Below are 20,910 nucleotides of genomic sequence, written 5' to 3'. Positions count from 1 at the left end.
GCTTTTTGAAATTAAACTAGATAGAAAACTGTAAATACAAATACCCAAACTAAATCGACAAAGTGCCAATAAAGACCCACTTTTTCTACCATTTCATAACTTCCTCTTTTTTCATAAGTTCCAATTAATACATTGAAAAATATGATGATGTTAATAATAACTCCGGAAAAAACGTGAAATCCGTGAAATCCAGTGATGAAGAAAAAGAAGTCAGCAAATAATTTACTTCCGTATTCATTTCTTTGCAAATTTGCTCCTTCAACAACATAACTAGCCTGACTCAACCTAAGCTCAGATTCTTGGCGGGAGAGGATCGTTTTCTGCTTTTCATTGGTAATTACCTCTGTTCTGATCAAAAGTTCAGGATGCGCTTTGAAACCAGCTTGGACTTCAGCAACAGAATAAGTAGGTAAGCTTGGTTCATCCATGAACCATTTGCCTTTACTTCTTGTAAGTTGTTCTCTATCTTCAGGCAAAGTTGCAGCAAATTCAGCTAAAGCTACACGCTTACCGTCTTTGTCCACAAACTGAAGTAAACTCCCTCCTTTTGTTTCAATAGCACCATATTCCCCTTTGATGAAATTTTTCCATTCCCAAGCTTGAGATCCTACGAAAATCAAACCTCCGATAATGGTTAAGAACATGTAAAGAACTACTTTGTTTTTTTTCATTTGATGCCCTGCATCAACAGCCAAAACCATTGTTACAGATGAGAAAATCAAAATAAAAGTCATTAATGCCACATAATACATCGGAGCAGATACTCCGTGCATGAATGGAAAGTGCGTAAACACTTCATCAGCTAATGGCCATGTTTCAATAAATTTAAATCGAGAAAAACCATACGCCGCCAGAAATCCAGAGAACGTTAAAGCATCTGATACGATAAAAAACCACATCATCAATTTGCCATAACTTGCTCCCATTGGCTCATTGCCGCCTCCCCAAGTTTTTTCTTCACTATTTGCAGTAGTAACTGTCGCTTCCATAAAAGTTATTCGTTAAAAAGTTCCCAAATTTACGTTTTTTTCTTATTTAAAGAAATATAAAAACAAAAACAAATAAACCCACAATAAGTCAAGAAAGTGCCAGTACATTGCACCTAGTTCTATTCCAAGGGTTTGAGATGAATTGTATTTTTGTTTAAAATGATTATAAATTATAATTAGTAGTGAAATCACGCCACCAGCAAGATGAATCAAGTGCACGACAGTAACAACGTATAAAAAAGTTGTGGTTATTGAGCTTCCACTTCCGGTGAAATAATACCCATTTTCCACAATTTGCCCAAATCCTACGAACTGTAAAATTACAAACAATATTCCTAGAACTAATGTAGTCAAAAGAAAAATTGTGGTTTTACTTTGATTGTTTTTTTGAATGGCTTTTTTTGCCAAATGAAACGTCACACTGCATGCTATAATTGCTATAGTACTGTAATAAAATGCCGGCGGTAATTGAAAATCTTTCAACCAATCGGCTCTAGATTTACTCACTACAAAAGCACTCGTTAGTCCCGCAAACATCATCGTCATACTTACCATTGCGAACAACAAAATCAATTTGTATGATCTGTCCGTTCTGGATTTTTGTTCCTCCTTTGTCATTATCATCTCCATAACTATCTTAAAAATTTATCAAATATATAAACCAATTGTAACAATGTAATATAAGAAACACTAACTAACATTAATGTTCTTGCTGCTTTAGCGGTTCTTAATTTGTAGAGTCGAACCGCGTAAAAAAGCATCCATAATCCCAGTAAAAATACAATAATTGCAGCAATCGGCGTTATGTATAATCGACCTGTATAGCCTAAAACCGGCAAAAGTGACGCTAAAATTAGCCAAACTGTATATAAAATAACCTGCAAGGCTGTTCCTTTGTCTTTTTTACCTGTAGGCAACATAAAAAAACCTGCTTTTTCATAATCTTCATACAAAAACCATCCAATAGCCCAAAAATGCGGGAATTGCCAAAAAAATTGAATTAAAAACAAAGTCCCCGCCTCTATTCCAAATTCTCCTGTTGCAGCAACCCAACCCAACATAAAAGGAATTGCTCCAGGAAAAGCTCCAACAAAAACAGATAACGATGTCATCGTTTTTAGAGGAGTGTAAACACTTGTATATAGAAAAATCGAAATGGCACCAAACATAGCCGTTTTCGGATTAATTGTATACAGCAACGCAATTCCAACAACGGTAAGAAGACTCGCAATAATTAAAGCCGTAGTTCGAGTCATTCTGCCTGCTGGCACAGGACGATTTTTCGTTCTGTCCATCAAAGCGTCTAGGTCTTTTTCGATCACTTGATTAAAAGCATTTGATGCACCTACCATGCAATAGCCACCAACTGCCAATTTCAACAAAACCATCCAATCCAAAGAATGCAAATCATAAATCCCAAGCATAAATCCTGCAATAGACGAAAACACAACACTAATGGCTAAACGTGCCTTAGTGATTTCTCGGAAATCAATATAGATGGATTTTAATGAAAAGGTACCGGATGTTGCGTTCAATACTAGAGTTTGTTTGTTTCTAAAAACTTCTGCAAAAGTAAGGTATCAAAAGTGATTTGACAAAGAACAATTGATAAAAAAACGCTAACGCAGCAAAAAAAACTAATAATCAAAATACCAATTAAAAATATCCGTTCTCAGACCAATAGTAAACCAGTTAGTGCTTTTGTTAAAAGTAGTAGCGGTGTTTTCTAAAGGGTCAAAACTCCTGTAAATATAACTTGTAAATAGCTTTAAGTTAGTAGCCGAATTCACCAAATAACCTGCCTGAACATCAGCGATAAAAACAGCAGTTCTATTTCCTTGTCCTACTTTTACATCGCTATCGAAAGGTCGGTTTTCATCGTACGGCTTATAAATATTCCCTCCGTAATTAAAACTGTCTTCAACGGAGTCAAAATCCAATCCTCGTGTTCCCAATGTTACTTTGGCATCAGCAAAATATCTTCCTTTGTGATAACGCGCAATAGCAATTAATTCCTTAAAATTTCCACCCCATTGATGGCCAATATTCTGATTGTTATGACCGTAATTTGTGATTGGCGTGCTATGCGAATAAACATAAGGACGCACATGATTGTATTCTAATTGTAAAAGTAAATTATCAATTTTGAAAGCATTGTAATACTTCATCCCTAACTGATATCCGTATTTATTTTTCCAGCTGTTATTCCCTGCTTTTACATCGCCCAGCGAAAATTCATCCAGAATAAATTGACCATAAATGTTGATTTGATTATTCCATTTAAATTTAGAAGTTAATCCCAAAAGTGCATTCCCTGTTTTGGCCGATGAGGCGAATTCAACAGAACGGTAAAAAATTATCGGATTGACAAAGCTCATATCAAACCCTCGATCATTGGTATTGGTCCAAATCACAGATTCAAACAAACCGATATTTAATCTATTGGAAACATTCCAACTCAAATAATGGTTTGCCATGAACTTGGTCGCATACGTTCTTTCAAGTGTAACTTCCGGACGAACATCTTTGAGCCACAGGTACGTGTTGGTGTATTTTATTTTCCAAAAATTTGTATTCAATTTAAAATAAGGATACGGACTGGCACCATCACTTTCCAACAAAGAGCGATATCCATCTCCTATAAAATTTCTTCCGTAACCCAATTGCAAATCGATAAATTTGCTGGGCGCCAAAGTCAAATTAGCTTCCGCCAAAGGAAAATCATACGAATCCTCTTTAAAATCTTTCGTAATCCCCATTCCCGGAATAATAGCAGAACTTCCACCCGACGGCTTTATTGATTCCGCATAGCGATTGTAATAATCCGCAAAACGTCCCTGACTTTCAAAAACAGTTGTCGTAAAATTCAGCATTTTACCCAAACCTCCACGGAAGTTCACTCCTCTTGTATTTATATAGGTATACGCTGCTTCAGTTTGTGACGCTTTACCAATTTGCAAATCAAATATAGGATTCAGTGTAAACCAATAGTCTTCACCCTGAATTTCTACCATATTTTCATTCCATAATTTTCTCGCCCACCAACTCGAAGCTTTCTTTTTTAGCTTCTCACTCGCTGCTTTCAGATCATAATATTTCGAAACTTCAGCATACGTATACGGCTTTGAAGCTGTATGATTGTTACTTCCCATTTGGTTTAGCGCAGCATCAAATTGCGCATAATAACTGTGCGAAAAAGGAACGTTCAAATGACTTTCGAACTCAGGATTATTAAACTTTTTATAGACAATGCTATCCAGCTCTGTTAGTATTTTTGTTTTATTAGAAACAGTTTCGGTTTTCGCCAAAGGTACAGCAACTGCTTCTTCTCTGCTTTTTAACGGGATTGCAATAGTCATTGTAAACTTAGCATACGTTGGTTTTCCGTTGTATGTTGATGGTTGAATTTTTGGGAATTTGCCAAATACTTTTTTTGTTTCTTTTATTAATTGCTCATCCACTGCATCAATATAAATCGCTTTGAAAGCGCCATTGCTGTCCACTTCGAAAAGCACTTTTACATTTCCTTCAAAATTGCTTTGTTTCAATTGCTCAGGTACTTCAAAATTTAGAAAAACAAAATCATGTACTTGATTGTAGAAACAGGTTTCCAGTTTTTTAGATTCTAACGCTACACATTCTGGAAAAACAGGAAAACGCTCCGCTGAATTGCCGGATTGAACTGTAACGCTACTAATTTCCTGAGCGAAAATTAAAAATGACTGCAATAATAAAAGTAAGGTCAACAATCCTTTGTTCATTCTTATTTTCTTTTTCAATTTAATATTCATTATTTGAATTTTGGCCATTAACTATCATTTTTGCTCCTGACGTTCCTATTCGCTTTACTCCGAGTTCAATCATTGCAACAGCCTCGTCATACGTTCTGACACCGCCCGCGGATTTTACCGGAAGTGGTGCTGCGTTTTCCAGCATCATCGTTATCGCAGGAATAGTGGCGCCATTTGGCAAGTTATTTCCTGTTTTGTAAAATCCAGTAGAGGATTTCACAAAAACCTTAGGAAATAGCTCTTGTTCGAAATTAGAAACAATTACATTTTTTATCAGACTTGACAACTGAATAATTTCTTTATCGCTGAGTGCTGCCACTTCAATAATCCATTTTACAACTTTATTGTGAGCTAATCCTAATTGCGTGCATTGTAAGATTTCTTCCTTAACCAGATCTGTTTCCCCATTTTTAAAAGCTTCATAATTGCATACAAAATCCAAATCATCGGCACCATCGTGTATCGCCTGAACTGCTTCCTTTAGTTTATCTTCGAGTGAAGATTTACCTTCCGGAAAATCAATGACAGTTCCAATTTGCACTACCGAATTCGCATTTTTAATCATCTTTTTGGCTAAAGAAACCATATTAGGACGAATCATAATAAGTTTAAAATGCTCATCGATGGCCTCCTGAATAAATCCCTGAACCACAAGAGTATTCTCTGTTTTATTCAGTCCGGCTTGCGCTGGGGTCTTTAAATAGGTAGAATCTAAATATTGCTTAATATCCATAGCGTTTTTTATTTCTTAATATTAACAAATGCGAACTCACAAAAATACATTTTATCTAGATAAAAGTTTCGTATAAAGCTTTTCTCTTTATTTTTTTTTTAATCCTAAACCTCATTTACCGAACATTTATAAAAAATAAATCAATATTATTAACGACGAAAAAGGTGAAAACAGGTTTTAAAATTGTACAAAAATGAAAAATCCCACCGAAGTGGGACTTTATCTATTTAAAAATTTATTTTATTTTAGTATTTAAACCAAATAAAAAAATAAGTGCTACTGCTAAAGTTGCTCCAGAAACATTTGCTAAAACATCAAATACTTCTGCATGTCTTGAGGTCGTTAATAACTCCTGCGCTATTTCAATTCCTATTCCAAAAAAGACAGAAAACATAAATGATACAACTATGGATTTTATAGTACTAACAGTGTTAGCCCGACTTTTTAAATACAAGAAACAAAGAAAAGTGAGTACAAAATGAAAAAAAGCATGAACAATTTTATCCATATTTGAAACATTTCCCATTGGGACACTGTTAAATTTTGCCAAACAAAAAAATGCAATTATTCCAGTCCAGAGAAAAGCAGCCCAAAAATAAAGCTGTTTACGCACCTATCAATTCTTTGTATGAATCGCTAGAAAGTAGTCCTTCAACTTCAGCCATATTTGCTATTTTTACTTTGATCATCCAGCCAGCGCCATAAGGGTCTGAATTCACGCTTTCCGGTGTGCTTTCTAAAGCATCATTGAAAGCAATGATTTCTCCCGACAATGGAAGAAACAAATCAGAAACCGTTTTTACCGCTTCCACTGTTCCAAAAACTTCGTCTTTCTCTAAAGCTTGGTCTAACGTTTCGACCTCAACATAAACGATATCTCCTAATTCTTTTTGAGCAAAATCAGTGATTCCTACTGTTGCGATGTCTCCTTCAACACTAATCCATTCGTGATCTTTTGTGTACTTTAAATTTGCTGGTATGTTCATCTAAATTGTAATTGATAATTATTAATTGATAATTGAAATTTTCCTTGACAAATGTAACACTCTTCTATTCAAATCTGGTTTAGATTTTTAAAAATTAATTTCCAAAATTATAACGTAACGTAAATCCGGAACGAACATTCGTCAGTGGAAAAGAAGTCGAGATTACAGCTTTGGAAAAAGAATGATCGTAATAGAATATAGCCGTAAGGTTTTTGCTGAAAGCATAATCTGCCGTTAATCTGATAGACCATATATTTTGGCCGCCCGCCAATTGATTGTTGTCATAATCTAAATACCGAACAATCGTTTGATTGTTGCGATAAGACAAATCCCCCTTCAAATTGATGTCGCTTTTTATTATTCCTGTTGGATTATCAGCAAGTTTAGAGGAAATAATCACATCTTTAAAGCGATATCCCAATCCTACTACATATTCAATCCCTTTGACTTCGGTCAATAAGTTATTGTCAAAGCTCATTGACAATGCTCTGTCTTTTTTAATCTCTGTAAGTACTTTTAACGAATTTTTAAGCTCAAAATCCATTCTGACAAGCGGGCTGAATTGTTCTACCAAGTTAATGTTTGACATAATCGTACGATTGAAAAAATTTCCGCTGGCATCTAATCCATCTGGAGCTTTGTCATATTCAAAATTTGATCTAAAGGCATTAATAGTGTACGAAGCTCTGTAATTATGCTGCAAAGAAAAGCGTTTGAAATTCTCTTTAAAAATCCCAAAACGCATTAATCCATTGTATTTAACAGCCCAATTTGGTACCGGAAAATTTCTGAAAATTCCAAGTGAAACATTTGACGCATCACTGCCGGAATATGCTGCTAAAAAGGATGGCAATAATACGGCTTGATTATTTTTTCCATAACCCAAGGGAAACCCATCTGTATCTAAATTGCCCGGATTGTTTATATCAATTCCTCTTTGCGTTGCCAATCTGTTGGCCACTGTGAGTCTGTTTAATCTAAATTCATCAAAAGCAATTGATGAATTTTCATTACTTTCTAAGAATGATGTCCCAATTAAAACCGTTGAAATGGAAAAAATACCATAACTATAAGGAGATCTCGGATTATATTGCCCATCTGTTACATCATATTGTTCTGAAAAATTTTCAGAATAAGCTCTGTCCAGTGCTAAATCAATTTTTAAATCCGGCAGCAAATCCATGTTTGCCGTCGCTTTGAATAATTTGTTGGTTACCTGAGAGAAATTTTGGTTAAAATCCTGATAATTGGTAAGCCAACCATTTTTTGCTGCTTCATACCTCACGTCATCCTGACTTCCAAAAATGAATCCAAGAGTAGGCTTTGATGAACCAAAAAATCCTACACCTGGAATGTAACCCGGCAGAACTGTTCCGCTGTTGTGCGTATAATTAATTTGAATATTCTTCACACTGGTCAAAACCCCAATCAAACCATCAACAAATTCATTGTTTTTTGGAATTTGGTTCGCATTGGTATTCACTATTTTTTCGCCTGGTTTCGGAATAGTTGGCTTAGGTTTTGGCGCTACTTTGGCGGCGTTTTTTGTTAATCGCAAATACTTATACAACAGATCCATATTCAATGCGGCATTCAAATTATGAGAGCTTGCGTTTTGTATTGTATTTCCTAAATTATAACTAATACCGTCAATCTGGATTTCAGACAAAGCGTTAGAAGTGCGTTGCCAATTATAATCGCCCGTATAAGAATAATTTGCTTTGACGAAGCTGAATAATGGAATTTTGCTAAGTGGTATTTCATAATTCAAAACCAATTGCTGCATGTGCTGATTTGGATCTCCAATATCCCAATAACTATCCCAAATTGTAAAACTGTCGATAGGCTCATTATCTGCATTCAAATAGTTTTTTACGATATTATTCGACGATGCTGTATAATTTAATTTCAAAGATTTAGTCAAATTATAATTGAATCCATATTGATAATTGAATCCGAAATTTCTTCGGTACAAAGGGTCAAGGCCAATACCTTGTACTTCTACCTGTCTAAACTGCTGACGATTATACTGTCTGATAATATTAGTGTTGAATGAAATATTAGATGGCAAATAATTAAAATTAAAATCACTAAAGAGCTTCCAGTACCCGCTTTTTTTCATAAATTTCGTCTTTTTGAATGGCTCTATTGACTTAGGCTTAAAAGTATATCCGTAATCAACTGCCGAATTTGCCTGTTGATCCACATAATCTTCTATTTCAAAATCATGCCTTTCTACTTCATTAAAAGACTGAGAAAAAGTAAAGTTTTCGATATCGTAGAGGCGTTGTTTTTGCTCAGGACTACGATCTTTTCTAACCCCGATAAAATTTATACTTTTACGTTTTGTGTAATCTATCGCTCTATTGGCAATATTATCTCTCTCGTTCTGGTCTGTCGTATTTTCAAGTAACTGTTTTAGTTTTACATCCTGGTTGAACGGGTCATATTCCGGAGTTATTGTCTCTTCTCCAACAGCATAATTAAACGGCACATTAATAAACCATTTTTGAGGTAATAATTTTCCCAAATTCACATTGGTAACTATACTATACTGCTCAATATCTTCTCTGCTTCTCTCGTTTGGACCTTGTTCTAATGCTCCAAAACCGATGGTGCTTTTTCTACCGGAGGCAGAAACAGTGGCGAAATCCGCTAAATTTGAATCTACATTTAACACCGCGGCCATACCGCCTTGGTTATCCATATCAGCAAGACGGAGCTCATTAAACCAAACTTCCCCTTTTATATCATTTCTGGATTCATTATTTTTCACTCCCACCATAAGCGTGCGAACTAATCCAAAATTAGGATTTCCTTTGATACCCAATTTTAGTTTTTCGCTGCCGTCACCATCGGGATTAGCGGGATCATTGTCTGGATAATAAATTCCATCTAGGGGCAGCGAGCTTGGATTGATACTCATCGCCATAATTTTTAGCTTGGTCAACAATGCCAACGACAGGTCAATTTCATTTTCTTCTGGCCAAACCTCTTCAGCGCTTAAGGAAGAACAGTCGGAATTGGATGAAGATGAAGGAGTAGTAACTTTTAAAGGAATTTCAATTTGATAAAAATTTTGAGTGAAATCGTTTCCAAACCGGATAAAGCCCGCCATTTGATTGTCTTGCAGAACAATTTCATTTGGTAATGATTCTGCGTGCAAAAACATTTTTAGTTTTTTAAATTGGCGCATATCAATACTTACATTTTTAAAAACTGCTCTGGAATCTTCTGGCTCTAATCCCTCTCCAGAAACTCTTATTGCTAATGATTGTTCATTTTGATTGATAACCGTGTTATTATTATACAATTGTTCCCGCTGTACACCTGGAGGAGTGATGTAATTTATAGGACATCTTTCGTTATTTTCCTGAACGTTAACAGCCAAAACATCTAAAGTTGTGTTATCATCTGCGGTGTTTGTGTCATTAAAATCAAGAGTGTTCGTATACCTTCTCCATTCTCCACGAACCAAATCCAAAGCTCCAAAACGAACGGTTACTGCGTCATCAAAACCCGTCATAAACATTCTCATGAAACGTATGGATCTAAAATCTGAAATATTTCCTATCGTATTCTCAGGTTGTGACACCGGGATTTTAAACTGCAACCATCTGGCTTCGGTGGTAGAACCATCTGCGAGGGTAACTTGCGTATTTCTTATATCAGTAATATAATTTTGCCCTACATTCATATTTGGCTGAACATCAATACTGTATTCATAATATGCATTAATGGTATTCATCGTGTTATCTCTGTTGATGTCTTCCACATCCGGAACTGTTGATGACCCTCGGTTTGGATCATTGATGTCTACTACAGAATTTCCATCTGTTCCGTTGTACATTTTATAACGTTCTAAAATCCCTCCCGAAGCATTCAAATAAAAGGTATAATCATCAGCCGCCGGATCTGGTTCAGAGGCAAAATTATTGTAAACAGTTCCTTCATTGGCATTAGCCAAACCATCTAAACCAATATCTTGATTCTTTCTGTTTTCAATATTGGTATCAAAAGCATAAATCAACGACTGTGAAGCGGGAACATCTCCCCACAATGGCCGAGGATTTGCCAATATCTGATCTGGCCCAAGTCCGTTTTCATATTGCTTTCTTCCATCTTTCAAGACATCCTCTGATATTTCGCCTAAGTTGAAATAAATTTTTCCTGTATTGGACTGCGTAATCTGACCCTTTCCTACATAAGGATCCAACACCCAAAACTGAATATATTCCACATTTCCTTGTTCAAAATTAGTTGAATTTAATGAACGCATAATACCTCCAAAATTATCTCTTGGATTCAAAGCATAATTCAAACTGTTGTTATATGGCCCTCTATCAGATGGATAATAACTTAAATCTAAGGTATTGACAACCTGAGATTGACCTTGCGCAATGTCGGTGAGCGGATATAGTTCTTCGCTAAAAATTCTTCTAGTACTGTTGAACGACAAATCTTCATTTGATATTCCTACTGGTTTTTGAGCGTAAAAAATCGGATCAATCGAATACCAATTTAGTTTGGCTCTTTTAAAACCGTAGCTTAAATCATTGGCACTAGCATTAAAATCGTACGTGCTTGTAGCATTTTTCTCTGGTGTGGATGCCAGACTCCAGGAATACGGAGAGCGCAAATCAATAGTCGATTGAGAACCCTCAAAATCATCCACATATATGGTAGATTCACCCTGAAATCGATCCGCTTTTGGTGAATCTGGTCTTAAGAATGCCACTTCTCCTCGCACCGAGAGATTGGAAGGTACATCAGTATCAATATTTGGTAATTTATTTACCATTCTGGTTAAGAAAGGGATTTCGGTTGAATAATTAGTATTTAATCCAAAAATAGTATTGTTAACGGATTCCTGACCAAAACTGGATTTTTGTGTAAAAGGTCTTTCGGACATCTTTAAAAAAGTTCCTCCAACCAGGAAATTCTCTAAAATCTTATGTTCGACATTCACACCCATGAATCTTCTGGTTTGTTGACCAAAAACGGAGTTGTTTTCCAACGATACTTCAATAGGCGTATTCGAAGCTTGCAAGGATGGATCTAAAATCTGCACTCGTCCGAATTGATAATTCACGCTATAATCAATCCCTTCGACCAGAACTCGTCCCGCTGCAGTAACCACAACTGATCCTTGAGGAACATTAAATGCCCCAATTGGTATTCCATCAGTACCGCTTGATTTGTATTTTCCTCTTAATAAAAATTTATTTTTCTCACTATCCTGTAACGCCGCTGCCTGCGTATTGCTGTACATACTACTAAATACATATTTTTTTTGATTAGCGTTGTATGAATTCGGGTCTTTATAATTTTCAGCTGAGCCTGTTGATAATTTGTTAAACAGCAACTCTCCAAAAGGTTCTTTGGTCGTAAAAATAATTCTTCCGTTTTGAGCATCGATTGTCAAACCGGGTAAAAAATCAAAAAAACCATCACCACCCGCTTGCGGGTCATTATTATAATTTAACTTATCTAAATTAAATACTTTAAGCAACGGCGTTTCGGCGACCTCATTTTCTCTTGAAGGATTGGCTGGGAAAGGACTTCCGGGAACTTCCGTAATGTAATTTAAAGGAGAAGGGTCTGTATAAAGAATATTAAATCTAAAATCTTCTTGTTTTAATTGATAACCGCCTTGAATCTGATAAATATTTTTCATCATCAGGTTCCAAACCGGATTTCTAACATTTGTTAAATTACTTTTTAACATCTTCAAAATTAAACTTTGCGAAATAATGGCTTGAGTAGATTGTGTGTTCCCTGTAACAACTGTTGCATCCACGCCATCATTTCCAAATTCGCCAACTTGATAAACCTGATCTCCAATGGTATATTGATAAGCAACAGCCAGCACTTCATCATTAGCCAATCTTTGTTGTAATGAAATATAACCTAACTGCGGATTGTAAGTATATTCATTAGGATTCAATTTTCGGGCATTCTCTAGTTTGGAATAATCTTGTCCTTCACTTACCGTAACATTAAAACCTGAATTTGAAGTTACAATTTCACGAATATTTGAATTTAGCAAACCGCTTCCTGTCGAAATTTGTGCGGGATCATAATCATTATTTGAATTATCCGCGGGAGAATCAATTGGATTATTAAAAATGCCAATTGAAGGATCCAAAACAACCAGTTCAGTATCTGCCAAACCCGTTAATTGTCCTTCCCCTAAATCCTGAAGTGCAATGATATTTCTGAGGTTATTATTGGTTGTGGTTACTCGATTTTGCTTATTGGTTACCCAAATTTCAAGTCTGGAAATTTGAACTCTACTATCTATCAATGGATAATTTGCCAATGATTTATCGTATCTATTTCTAAAATATTGGGATAAGAAAAAATGCCTGTCACTATCATAATCCAATGCAAACAATTCAAAATCTTCAATTGTTCCACCGCCCTCAGCAATTAAACTTTTGGTTTGGGATTTTTGCTCTGAAAAAACACCCGTTATGGTAGTTTTTCCAAATTGTAATTGTGTTTTTACTCCAAATAAACTTTGTGTACCTCGAATCAAAGAGCTGTTCAGCGGCATGCTTACATTTCCGACTTCGATTTTTTGAATAATATCATCTTCCGAAGGAGCGTATTCTAATTTAATTAAATTTTGAAAAGCAAATGTGGATTGTGTATCATAATTCGCATTTACCTGCAATCTCGTTCCTACTTTCCCCATTAAACTCATACTAATCCTTTGATCGAAATCGAAAGTAAGATTAGACCTGTTTCTTGGTGAAAAGGATGGATTGTCTTGTTTTGTGTACCGCATTCCCAAATCAATTTCAATTGATCCGGTAGGCTTTACATCGATGGTATTGCTTCCAAAAATAGTTTCAAAAAGCCCCGACTTTACATAATATCTTGGCAGTAAATCTCTTTTTGCATTTTCACTTCCTTCTTTTATACCCTCCATCGCATCCACTTTTTTCTTGAAATAATCGCGCATCGACTCTTTCAGCATCAAGTTTTCATACTCTTTGGGAGTTAATATAATGGGATAATTAATGGAAAACCCGTTTATAGAATTGGTGTAAATGTACCTGTCTGTCACAGGATCGTAAGTATATGCTGAAAGAATACTTTGAGGATCTTTTAATTGGACTTTGCCTTTTGAGAAACCTGTCTTAGAGGTATCTTGAGTAGCTGGTGTTACTTGAGCTTGCGATACATAACCACAAAATATGACTAGCAAAAAAATACAAATTTTATGCATATAATCCGTGTTTTGAGTATCTATAAGTTTTTTAAAGCTTGTTTAATAATCGATTCAACAGAAGCCTCTGGATCCTCTTTTACAATTTTTTCGATGATTCGTTCTGAAGTTTTCCTAACGAAACCTAACACCTCCAAAGCAGATAACGCTTCATCTCGATTTGTATTGCTTTGTGACATAGAAACTTCATCTAAATCATACAATTTCAATACCTTATCTTTTAAATCAAGAATTACTCTTTGAGCGGTTTTGCTACCAATGCCTTTTATGGATTGTATGGTAATGACATCCCCTGATCCAATTGCATTTGTAATTTGTTTTGGGTCTAATGAGGACAACATCGTTCTGGCGATACTTGCCCCAATTCCAGAAACTGACAGCAACAGTTTAAAAATCTCTCTTTCTGATTTTTCCACAAAACCAAATAAGGTATGCGCATCTTCTTTAATTTGAAGATGCGCGTATAATTTTACAAAATCAGTAGGAGGCAGTAACGAATAGGTATGCAGGGATATGTTTACGTGATATCCTACTCCTGCACAATCGATAACGACATGTGTTGGACTTTTTTCTACTAATTTCCCTTGTATATGTGCGATCATTTTTTAAAATATATGTTACCAAATATAATAAAATTAGCACATATTTTCAATAAATTCATGTATTTAAATGGACTTTTTTACAAAGAGCGATTAACCGATTTTTATTTTTTTCTTTTGCTTTTCCTGAGCATCAATTACAGCAATAGCTGCCATATTTACCATTTCTTCAACACTTGCTCCTAACTGAAATATGTGAACCGGTTTTCCCATGCCAAGCATAATTGGTCCTATGGAATCAACTTTATTCAACTCTTTTAAAAGTTTGTAGGTAATGTTTGCAGATTCCAGATTTGGAAAAATTAGGGTATTGACTTTTTTTCCTGCAAGTTTGGAAAACGGGAATTTTGCTTTCAGCATTTCTGGGTTTAATGCGAAATCCGCTTGAAGTTCTCCATCAATAATCATATCAGGATGATTTTTATGCAAATAAGACACCGCCTCTCTGACCTTCCCGGCACTATCACTTGTTGAAGATCCGAAATTTGAAAATGATATCATAGCAATGACCGGCTCGACTCCAAACATTCTGGCGGTTTTGGCGGTCATAATTGCAATTTTAGCTAAATCGTCAGCTGAGGGATTTATATTTATGGCAGTATCTGATAAAAACATTGGTCCCCGTGCGGTCATCATCAAATTTGTCGTGGCAATGATTGAGGCTCCCGGAGCTTTTTCAATCAGTTGCAGCATTGGTTTAACCACAGAAGGATAGCTTCTGGAATGCCCTGTAACTAGTGCATCTGCGTGACCTTCATTGACCATCATTGCGGCAAAATAGTTTCTTTCGCGCATCAATTTTTGTGCATCCAGAAGGGAAATACCGCGTCTTTGTCTTGCAGACCAGTATGTGGTAGCAAATTGATTTCTTCTGCCTTCCTCTTCTTTAATTTTGGGATCGATAATTTCAACATCGGCATCAAAGCCTATTTCTTCTTTTAACTCTAAAATAATTTCTTTATTTCCCAACAAAATCGGAAAACCTATTCCATCTTCCAATACGATTTGAGCCGCTTTTAGAACATCCAAATGATCTGCTTCGGCAAAAACAATTTTCTTTGGATCCATTTTAGCTCTATTTGTAATCAAACGGACCATTTTGTTGTCATTTCCTAAGCGGTCCAAAAGCTCTTCTTCATACTTATTCCAATCCGAAATTGGGTTTAAAGCAACACCCGATTCCATAGCCGCTTTTGCAACAGCAGGAGCAACAACAGTAATCAATCTTGGATCAAAAGGTTTTGGAATAATATATTCTCTACCAAAATTTAATTTGGTAGCTCCATAGGCTACATTCACTTGTTCCGGAACCGATTCTTTAGCTAAAGCAGCTAGTGATTTAACTGCAGCCATTTTCATGGCTTCATTTATTTTAGTGGCTCGAACATCAAGTGCCCCTCTAAAAATATACGGAAATCCAAGAACATTGTTTACCTGATTCGGAAAATCTGAACGTCCTGTAGCCATAATGACATCTTTACGAGTTGCAATTGCCAAATTATAATCAATTTCGGGATCTGGATTCGCCATTGCAAAAACGATAGGATTTTCAGCCATTCCTAGCAACATTTGTGCAGACATAATATCTCCTGTTGACAATCCCAAGAACACATCCGCATCAACTAATGCTTCTTGCAAGTCCATTGAAGGAATATCTTTTGCATATTTCAATTGCAATTCAGACAATTTTAAATCGCCTTTTGTTAACAATCCTTTACTATTGAACATGAAAATATTTTCGATTCTCACACCTAACAAAACATACAAATTAGCACAGGCAAGAGCGGCTGAACCGGCTCCTGAAACTACCAATTTTACATCCTCGGCTTTTTTACCTGCTAATTCTAACGCATTCAATAATGCCGCAGAGGATATGATGGCCGTCCCATGTTGATCATCATGCATTACGGGAATATTCAGTTCTTCAACCAATCTTCTTTCAATTTCAAAAGACTCTGGTGCTTTAATATCTTCTAAATTAATTCCTCCAAAAGTAGGCGCTATATTTTTGACTGTCTGAATAAATTCCTCTATATCTTTTGTTCCAATTTCGATGTCAAATACATCAATGTCAGCAAAAATTTTAAATAGCAATGCTTTACCTTCCATCACTGGCTTTGATGCTTCAGGACCAATATCGCCTAATCCCAAAACGGCTGTTCCATTAGTGATTACGGCAACTAAATTACCTTTTGCTGTATATTTATAAACATTATTTACATCTTTTGCAATTTCTAAACACGGCTCTGCTACGCCAGGTGAATACGCCAAAGACAAGTCTCTTTGCGTTGCATATTTCTTGGTTGGAACTACTTGAATTTTACCAGGAGTTGGTTTGGCGTGGTATAATAATGCTTCTCTTCTTTTGCTATTTTTTTCCATTTTTTTAGATTTCATTCTAGTCCACAAAGATAGAAGACTTGCTTTAAAAAGTTAGCTTTTATCCTATTCTTTTAAAAAATAAATCGACTGCTGTTACTTACTGCCAATAAAAAAAGCCGCAAAAAAATGTGGCTATTTTCAGATATATGTTTTTTTAATTTTTATTGCGTGATATATGAATTCAAATGCTGTATGGTTTCTTTTTGAATTTCTATAATCGCTTTTACCACGTCTCCTATAGATATAATGCCAATTACCACATCTTGCTCAATTACAGGTAAATGCCTCACTCTATTGACACTCATTAATTCCATGCAATAGTCTAAATTATCAGACTGCTTTACTGTTACAAGATTCTTTTCCATGATCTCATGAACAAAAACTTTCTTTGAAGATTTTGCTTTTAAAACAATTTTTCGAGCATAATCTCTTTCAGATAAAATTCCCTTCAAACCATTGTCTTCTATGATAAGAATTGCTCCTATGTTTTTTTCACTCATTACTGCTAAGGCTTCGAATACAGTGTACGTCGAAAGTATGGAATAAACTTGGTTCCCTTTGCTGCTTAAAATCTGATTGACTGTCATAATGAATTCATTTAGTGGATTATAAATTTAGAAAATAAATTTTATAAAAAAGAAATAAATTCTATTTAAAATAAATTTCGACAGTTTATTACTCCACTTCTAAAAAAGAACTGATGTCAATATCAGTAGGAAGCCTTCCAACATTTTGTAATTTCAACACTGCTAATTTCTGCGCTAGATGAATCGTATCAGTAAAATTTTTATTCAAAAGTTGCGCATACAAAAATCCAGTCCAAAAAGCATCACCAGCACCCGTAGCGTCTTTTATTTCGGAAACTGCCATTGCTTTTTGATGAAAAAGACCAAATGTCTTATCTGATAAAACTACTCCTTCCTTCCCTTTTGTCAGGCAAATAGTTGAAGCGCCTAAGCCATGGAAATATTCAAAAATAAAATCCTCCGTTTTAGATTCTGCAAAAAGTCTGTAGCAGTCGTCTTCACTTAATTTCACTAAAGGATCCGTTGCTAAGTACTCCTTTAAAACTAATTTTGCTTCCTCTCTATCATTCCATATTCGTTCCGAAAAATTGATATCAATACTTGTTTTCAGTCCTAACTGCTTCGCTCTTTTGGCACTTTCAAGAATTGTCGTGCGAGCAGGATCCTTACTTAGGGCAAAACAAGTGGTATGAAAAATTTTAGCTTTTTCAAGTAAATCATCTGAAATTTGACTCGGGTCAATTTGAGCGTCAGCTTCTCTAAATGGGATAAAATCGGGAGTTCCCGTAGATTTAGAAACAAATATTACCGAAGTTGGCTTGTAATCAATTTTCTTTATCTGAGAAGTAATAACATTATTTGCTTTCAATTTACGAACAATATAATCTCCTAATCCATCTTGACCGCACGTAGCGACCAAAACTGATTTCAAGCCTAATCTTGTTGCATTTACAGCGACATTTGTAGGAGACCCACCTAAAAATCGGTGAAAATCTTTAGTTCTATTTATTGAAGTATCAATTTGATGACCAATAAAATCAATTAAAACTTCCCCAATGCAAATTATATCAATAGATTTTTTCATTTTTTTTAAACTAAATATTTAAAATCATTATAAATACTTTGATGCAACATTACGGTTGCAGCTGCGCTCCATGCACAATGTAAAACACCATTTGGCATTTGGGTTTTACTGTTGAAATTTTCATAAAAACTATAATTCTCAAGTTTATTAATAGCATTTATAGCTTTCAGTATTTCAATAGCTTCTTCTTTTTTTGTTGAATTCAACAAAGCAATACCGTAAAATCCATTAACCATTGACCAACTGCCGCCATTATGAAATTCATTTGGAAAGTTCCTGAATTCGTATTTATAATTATTCTTAAGTAAGTTCCAGTCTACATCATTTTCTTTTATTGGCGGCCAGAAAGCGGGCAATAACTTTAATGGCATTTTGTTTTTTAAACCTATAGAATAGGATAAAATATTTTCTTGAAATAGAGGTTTTCCTATATTTAAAAGTATAGCTAAGGAATTTGCAAAAGCATCAAATTGCATTTTATAACCCGCTGGCGAAAACGAACAAGGCATGAAATTTTGAATATTAGCTTCCTTGTATGCCCTTTCATGGTATTTCTCTCCTTCTGAATCAGGACCAAAATTAATTGCTAACTGTTGCGTTATTTGTTCGATTTTATCTGCTATCGAATCACTTTTACAAAAATAATTATAACTTTTTAAAGCCCACACTCTCAATAATTGATCATACAATACATAACCATCTGTTATGTATTCATCCGCCCAATTTCCTGAAAGAGGAACATAAAGAAGATGTTTATTATTAAATTCCCATGCTTCTAAGAGCTGTAAACACTTTTGAATATTACTATCGTATTTTTGAATAAAGGCCTCATCCTTTTTATAAAAAGCGTATTGACATATACCAATAACAAACCAAGTAACAGCATCAACCCTTCCGGCTAAACCTCCATAACTCACTTCAACAACATCTCCATCAGTCATTACATTTGAAGGAATTGTACCATTGTGATGCTGATTTTTTGCTAATGTTTCTAATGTGTTACCAAAGGTCTCAATCAATTTTTCATCAGCTGAAGCTAGGGCAGCTAAACCACAAATCACTCCATCTCGAGCCCAAACTCTTCTGTAATTTGAAATATTTTGAGCGCTTGCTAAGAACCCTTCTTTTGACGAAGCATTCTGCAATAATTCAATTGCTTTATTGTAATCTATATTTTTCATCATGCTTTAGTTTCTTTTCTATTTTTAACAGTTATAAAAAGAGTGAAAATTGCCCCCAAAATTAAAAAAACACCTGCTAATTTAATTACATTCAGCGGATTCCTTCCTAATAAATCATAGACGAAATATTGCATCGTCAGCACTTGAATCGCCATTGGTATTACAATAAACATATTGAAAATCCCCATGTAAGTACCTGTTTTATCTTTTGGAATAGAACCAGCCAAAAGCTGATAAGGCATCGCCATCATAGAAGCCCACGAGATACCTAATCCAAATGAATATAAAAAGATGGTAGTCACTGCTACGTTTTCACCAAAGGGATTGTGCAGTATAAACAGAACATCAGTATTATTTAAAAACGGAATGCTCAGTAAGCCTATTCCACCTAATAATAAAGCAAAAAAGTGAACTCCTTTTGCTCCAATTTTAATTGCTAAAGGAACCAGTAAAAAAGCAACCATAAAACAAATTATATTATAGGTCCCATTTAAACTACCTGTCAACAATTGTGCTTTAGAAAATCCTTGTGATGCCTGATCTGTGGTATTGTAAATAGATATTGAAAGTGTGGATGTAATATATTGCCAATAACAAAACATAGCATACCAAGTAAAGAATTTAACAGGTATTAATTGTTTCATTGTTGATGGCATTGTTTTGAATGCCTGTACAATGTCAACTAAAACTGTATTAAAAATATTTTGCTTTTTCTTTTCATTAATCAATGCTAACTCCTCTTCCGTTGGCGGATATTCATTTGTTGTGAAAACTGAAATCAGAACCGATGTAATAGAAGCAAATGCACCAATGAAAAAAGCCCAATAAGTATACGTTGGAATCCCATTTGATAATTTATCCGTAATTGCCAAAATCCCAAATGCCACTAAAATAGCAGGAGTAAAATTAGCCAAAGTAATACCTAAACCGGTAAAGAAACTTTGCATTAAAAAACCTAGTGATTGTTGTTTTTGATCTAGTTTATCGGCAACAAAAGCACGATACGGCTCCATTGCTAAATTATTTGCAGCATCTAAAATCCATAGTAAACTCGCAGCCATAAAAATAGAATTCGAAAAAGGCATCACCAGCAACGCAAAACTTGATATTAAAGCTCCGATTAGGAAAAATGGTTTTCTCCGACCAAATTTTGGTGACCAGGTGCCATCACTAACCGCTCCAACAATAGGTTGAATTATTAAACCTGTAATAGGCCCTGCAAGCCATAACATAGGCAAACTACCTTCATCAGCTCCTAAATATTTATAAATCGCACTCATGTTACTTTGCTGTAACCCAAAACTGAATTGAATTCCGAAAAATCCAAAATTCATATTCCATATTTGCCAAAAATTGAGTTTTACCTTTTTAAACATTCTCCTATTCTTTTTTTAATTTTAA

Annotated in this window: 14 protein-coding genes; all 14 read right to left on the bottom strand. The window is 35.1% G+C overall.

Annotated elements, in window-relative coordinates:
• Positions 1-11: 11 nt before the first annotated feature.
• The 14 genes from E0F89_RS02895 to E0F89_RS02830 all read right to left on the bottom strand — a co-directional run bounded on the left by E0F89_RS02895 (position 12) and on the right by E0F89_RS02830 (position 20,885).
• Positions 12-989, bottom strand: a complete 978-nt coding sequence (locus tag E0F89_RS02895) for a cytochrome c oxidase subunit 3 (protein WP_131908350.1) — start codon at positions 987-989, stop codon at positions 12-14.
• Positions 990-1,031: 42 nt separating this feature from the next.
• Entirely contained in the window at positions 1,032-1,619 is a 588-nt protein-coding gene (locus E0F89_RS02890) for a cytochrome c oxidase subunit 3 (protein ID WP_131908349.1), read from the bottom strand.
• Between the two features lie 2 nt (positions 1,620-1,621).
• Positions 1,622-2,524, bottom strand: a complete 903-nt coding sequence (gene cyoE, locus E0F89_RS02885) for a heme o synthase (RefSeq protein ID WP_131908348.1) — start codon at positions 2,522-2,524, stop codon at positions 1,622-1,624.
• A 102-nt stretch (positions 2,525-2,626) separates the two neighbouring features.
• Positions 2,627-4,750 carry an energy transducer TonB gene (locus E0F89_RS02880; protein WP_131908659.1) on the bottom strand — a complete coding sequence of 708 codons (2,124 nt, stop codon included), beginning with the start codon at positions 4,748-4,750 and terminating at the stop codon, positions 2,627-2,629.
• Positions 4,751-4,769: 19 nt separating this feature from the next.
• Positions 4,770-5,513, bottom strand: coding sequence for a deoxyribose-phosphate aldolase (gene deoC, locus E0F89_RS02875; RefSeq protein WP_131908347.1), 744 nt, complete (start codon positions 5,511-5,513; stop codon positions 4,770-4,772).
• 235 nt (positions 5,514-5,748) lie between these two features.
• Positions 5,749-6,039 carry a VanZ family protein gene (locus E0F89_RS02870; RefSeq protein WP_243699459.1) on the bottom strand — a complete coding sequence of 97 codons (291 nt, stop codon included), beginning with the start codon at positions 6,037-6,039 and terminating at the stop codon, positions 5,749-5,751.
• Between the two features lie 79 nt (positions 6,040-6,118).
• Positions 6,119-6,499 carry a glycine cleavage system protein GcvH gene (gcvH, locus tag E0F89_RS02865; RefSeq protein ID WP_131908345.1) on the bottom strand — a complete coding sequence of 127 codons (381 nt, stop codon included), beginning with the start codon at positions 6,497-6,499 and terminating at the stop codon, positions 6,119-6,121.
• A 94-nt stretch (positions 6,500-6,593) separates the two neighbouring features.
• A complete protein-coding gene (gene sov, locus E0F89_RS02860) occupies positions 6,594-13,736 on the bottom strand; it encodes a T9SS outer membrane translocon Sov/SprA (RefSeq protein ID WP_131908344.1) in 7,143 nt (2,380 codons plus the stop codon).
• Positions 13,737-13,756: 20 nt separating this feature from the next.
• Positions 13,757-14,338 carry a Holliday junction branch migration protein RuvA gene (gene ruvA / locus E0F89_RS02855; RefSeq protein ID WP_131908343.1) on the bottom strand — a complete coding sequence of 194 codons (582 nt, stop codon included), beginning with the start codon at positions 14,336-14,338 and terminating at the stop codon, positions 13,757-13,759.
• A 90-nt stretch (positions 14,339-14,428) separates the two neighbouring features.
• Positions 14,429-16,717: an NADP-dependent malic enzyme gene (locus E0F89_RS02850; RefSeq protein ID WP_131908342.1), complete on the bottom strand. Its 2,289-nt coding sequence runs from the start codon at positions 16,715-16,717 to the stop codon at positions 14,429-14,431.
• Between the two features lie 161 nt (positions 16,718-16,878).
• Complete coding sequence (locus E0F89_RS02845) at positions 16,879-17,304, bottom strand: CBS domain-containing protein (RefSeq protein ID WP_131908341.1); 426 nt, start codon at positions 17,302-17,304, stop codon at positions 16,879-16,881.
• Between the two features lie 88 nt (positions 17,305-17,392).
• Positions 17,393-18,328 (bottom strand): carbohydrate kinase family protein, encoded by a 936-nt coding sequence (locus E0F89_RS02840; protein ID WP_131908340.1) that lies wholly within the window; start codon positions 18,326-18,328, stop codon positions 17,393-17,395.
• A gap of 5 nt (positions 18,329-18,333) precedes the next feature.
• Positions 18,334-19,512, bottom strand: coding sequence for a glycoside hydrolase 100 family protein (locus E0F89_RS02835; RefSeq protein WP_243699458.1), 1,179 nt, complete (start codon positions 19,510-19,512; stop codon positions 18,334-18,336).
• Positions 19,509-20,885, bottom strand: coding sequence for an MFS transporter (locus E0F89_RS02830; RefSeq protein WP_131908339.1), 1,377 nt, complete (start codon positions 20,883-20,885; stop codon positions 19,509-19,511). Before E0F89_RS02830 ends, E0F89_RS02835 begins: the two co-directional genes overlap by 4 nt.
• Positions 20,886-20,910: the final 25 nt, after the last annotated feature.

Origin of the sequence: Flavobacterium caseinilyticum (genome assembly GCF_004349085.1) — a bacterium.
GTDB classification, from domain to species: domain Bacteria; phylum Bacteroidota; class Bacteroidia; order Flavobacteriales; family Flavobacteriaceae; genus Flavobacterium; species Flavobacterium caseinilyticum.
This window is presented reverse-complemented; position numbering and strand designations above follow the sequence as displayed.

Excerpts from the sequence above, each read along its gene's own strand:
- E0F89_RS02895 (WP_131908350.1), bottom strand. The coding sequence starts at position 989 with ATGGAAGCGACAGTTACTACTGCAAATAGTGAAGAAAAAACTTGGGGA.
- E0F89_RS02890 (WP_131908349.1), bottom strand. The coding sequence starts at position 1,619 with ATGGAGATGATAATGACAAAGGAGGAACAAAAATCCAGAACGGACAGA.
- E0F89_RS02880 (WP_131908659.1), bottom strand. The coding sequence starts at position 4,750 with ATGAACAAAGGATTGTTGACCTTACTTTTATTATTGCAGTCATTTTTA.
- deoC (WP_131908347.1), bottom strand. The coding sequence starts at position 5,513 with ATGGATATTAAGCAATATTTAGATTCTACCTATTTAAAGACCCCAGCG.
- E0F89_RS02870 (WP_243699459.1), bottom strand. The coding sequence starts at position 6,039 with ATGGGAAATGTTTCAAATATGGATAAAATTGTTCATGCTTTTTTTCAT.
- gcvH (WP_131908345.1), bottom strand. The coding sequence starts at position 6,499 with ATGAACATACCAGCAAATTTAAAGTACACAAAAGATCACGAATGGATT.
- sov (WP_131908344.1), bottom strand. The coding sequence starts at position 13,736 with ATGCATAAAATTTGTATTTTTTTGCTAGTCATATTTTGTGGTTATGTA.
- ruvA (WP_131908343.1), bottom strand. The coding sequence starts at position 14,338 with ATGATCGCACATATACAAGGGAAATTAGTAGAAAAAAGTCCAACACAT.
- E0F89_RS02850 (WP_131908342.1), bottom strand. The coding sequence starts at position 16,717 with ATGGAAAAAAATAGCAAAAGAAGAGAAGCATTATTATACCACGCCAAA.
- E0F89_RS02845 (WP_131908341.1), bottom strand. The coding sequence starts at position 17,304 with ATGACAGTCAATCAGATTTTAAGCAGCAAAGGGAACCAAGTTTATTCC.
- E0F89_RS02840 (WP_131908340.1), bottom strand. The coding sequence starts at position 18,328 with ATGAAAAAATCTATTGATATAATTTGCATTGGGGAAGTTTTAATTGAT.
- E0F89_RS02835 (WP_243699458.1), bottom strand. The coding sequence starts at position 19,512 with ATGATGAAAAATATAGATTACAATAAAGCAATTGAATTATTGCAGAAT.
- E0F89_RS02830 (WP_131908339.1), bottom strand. The coding sequence starts at position 20,885 with ATGTTTAAAAAGGTAAAACTCAATTTTTGGCAAATATGGAATATGAAT.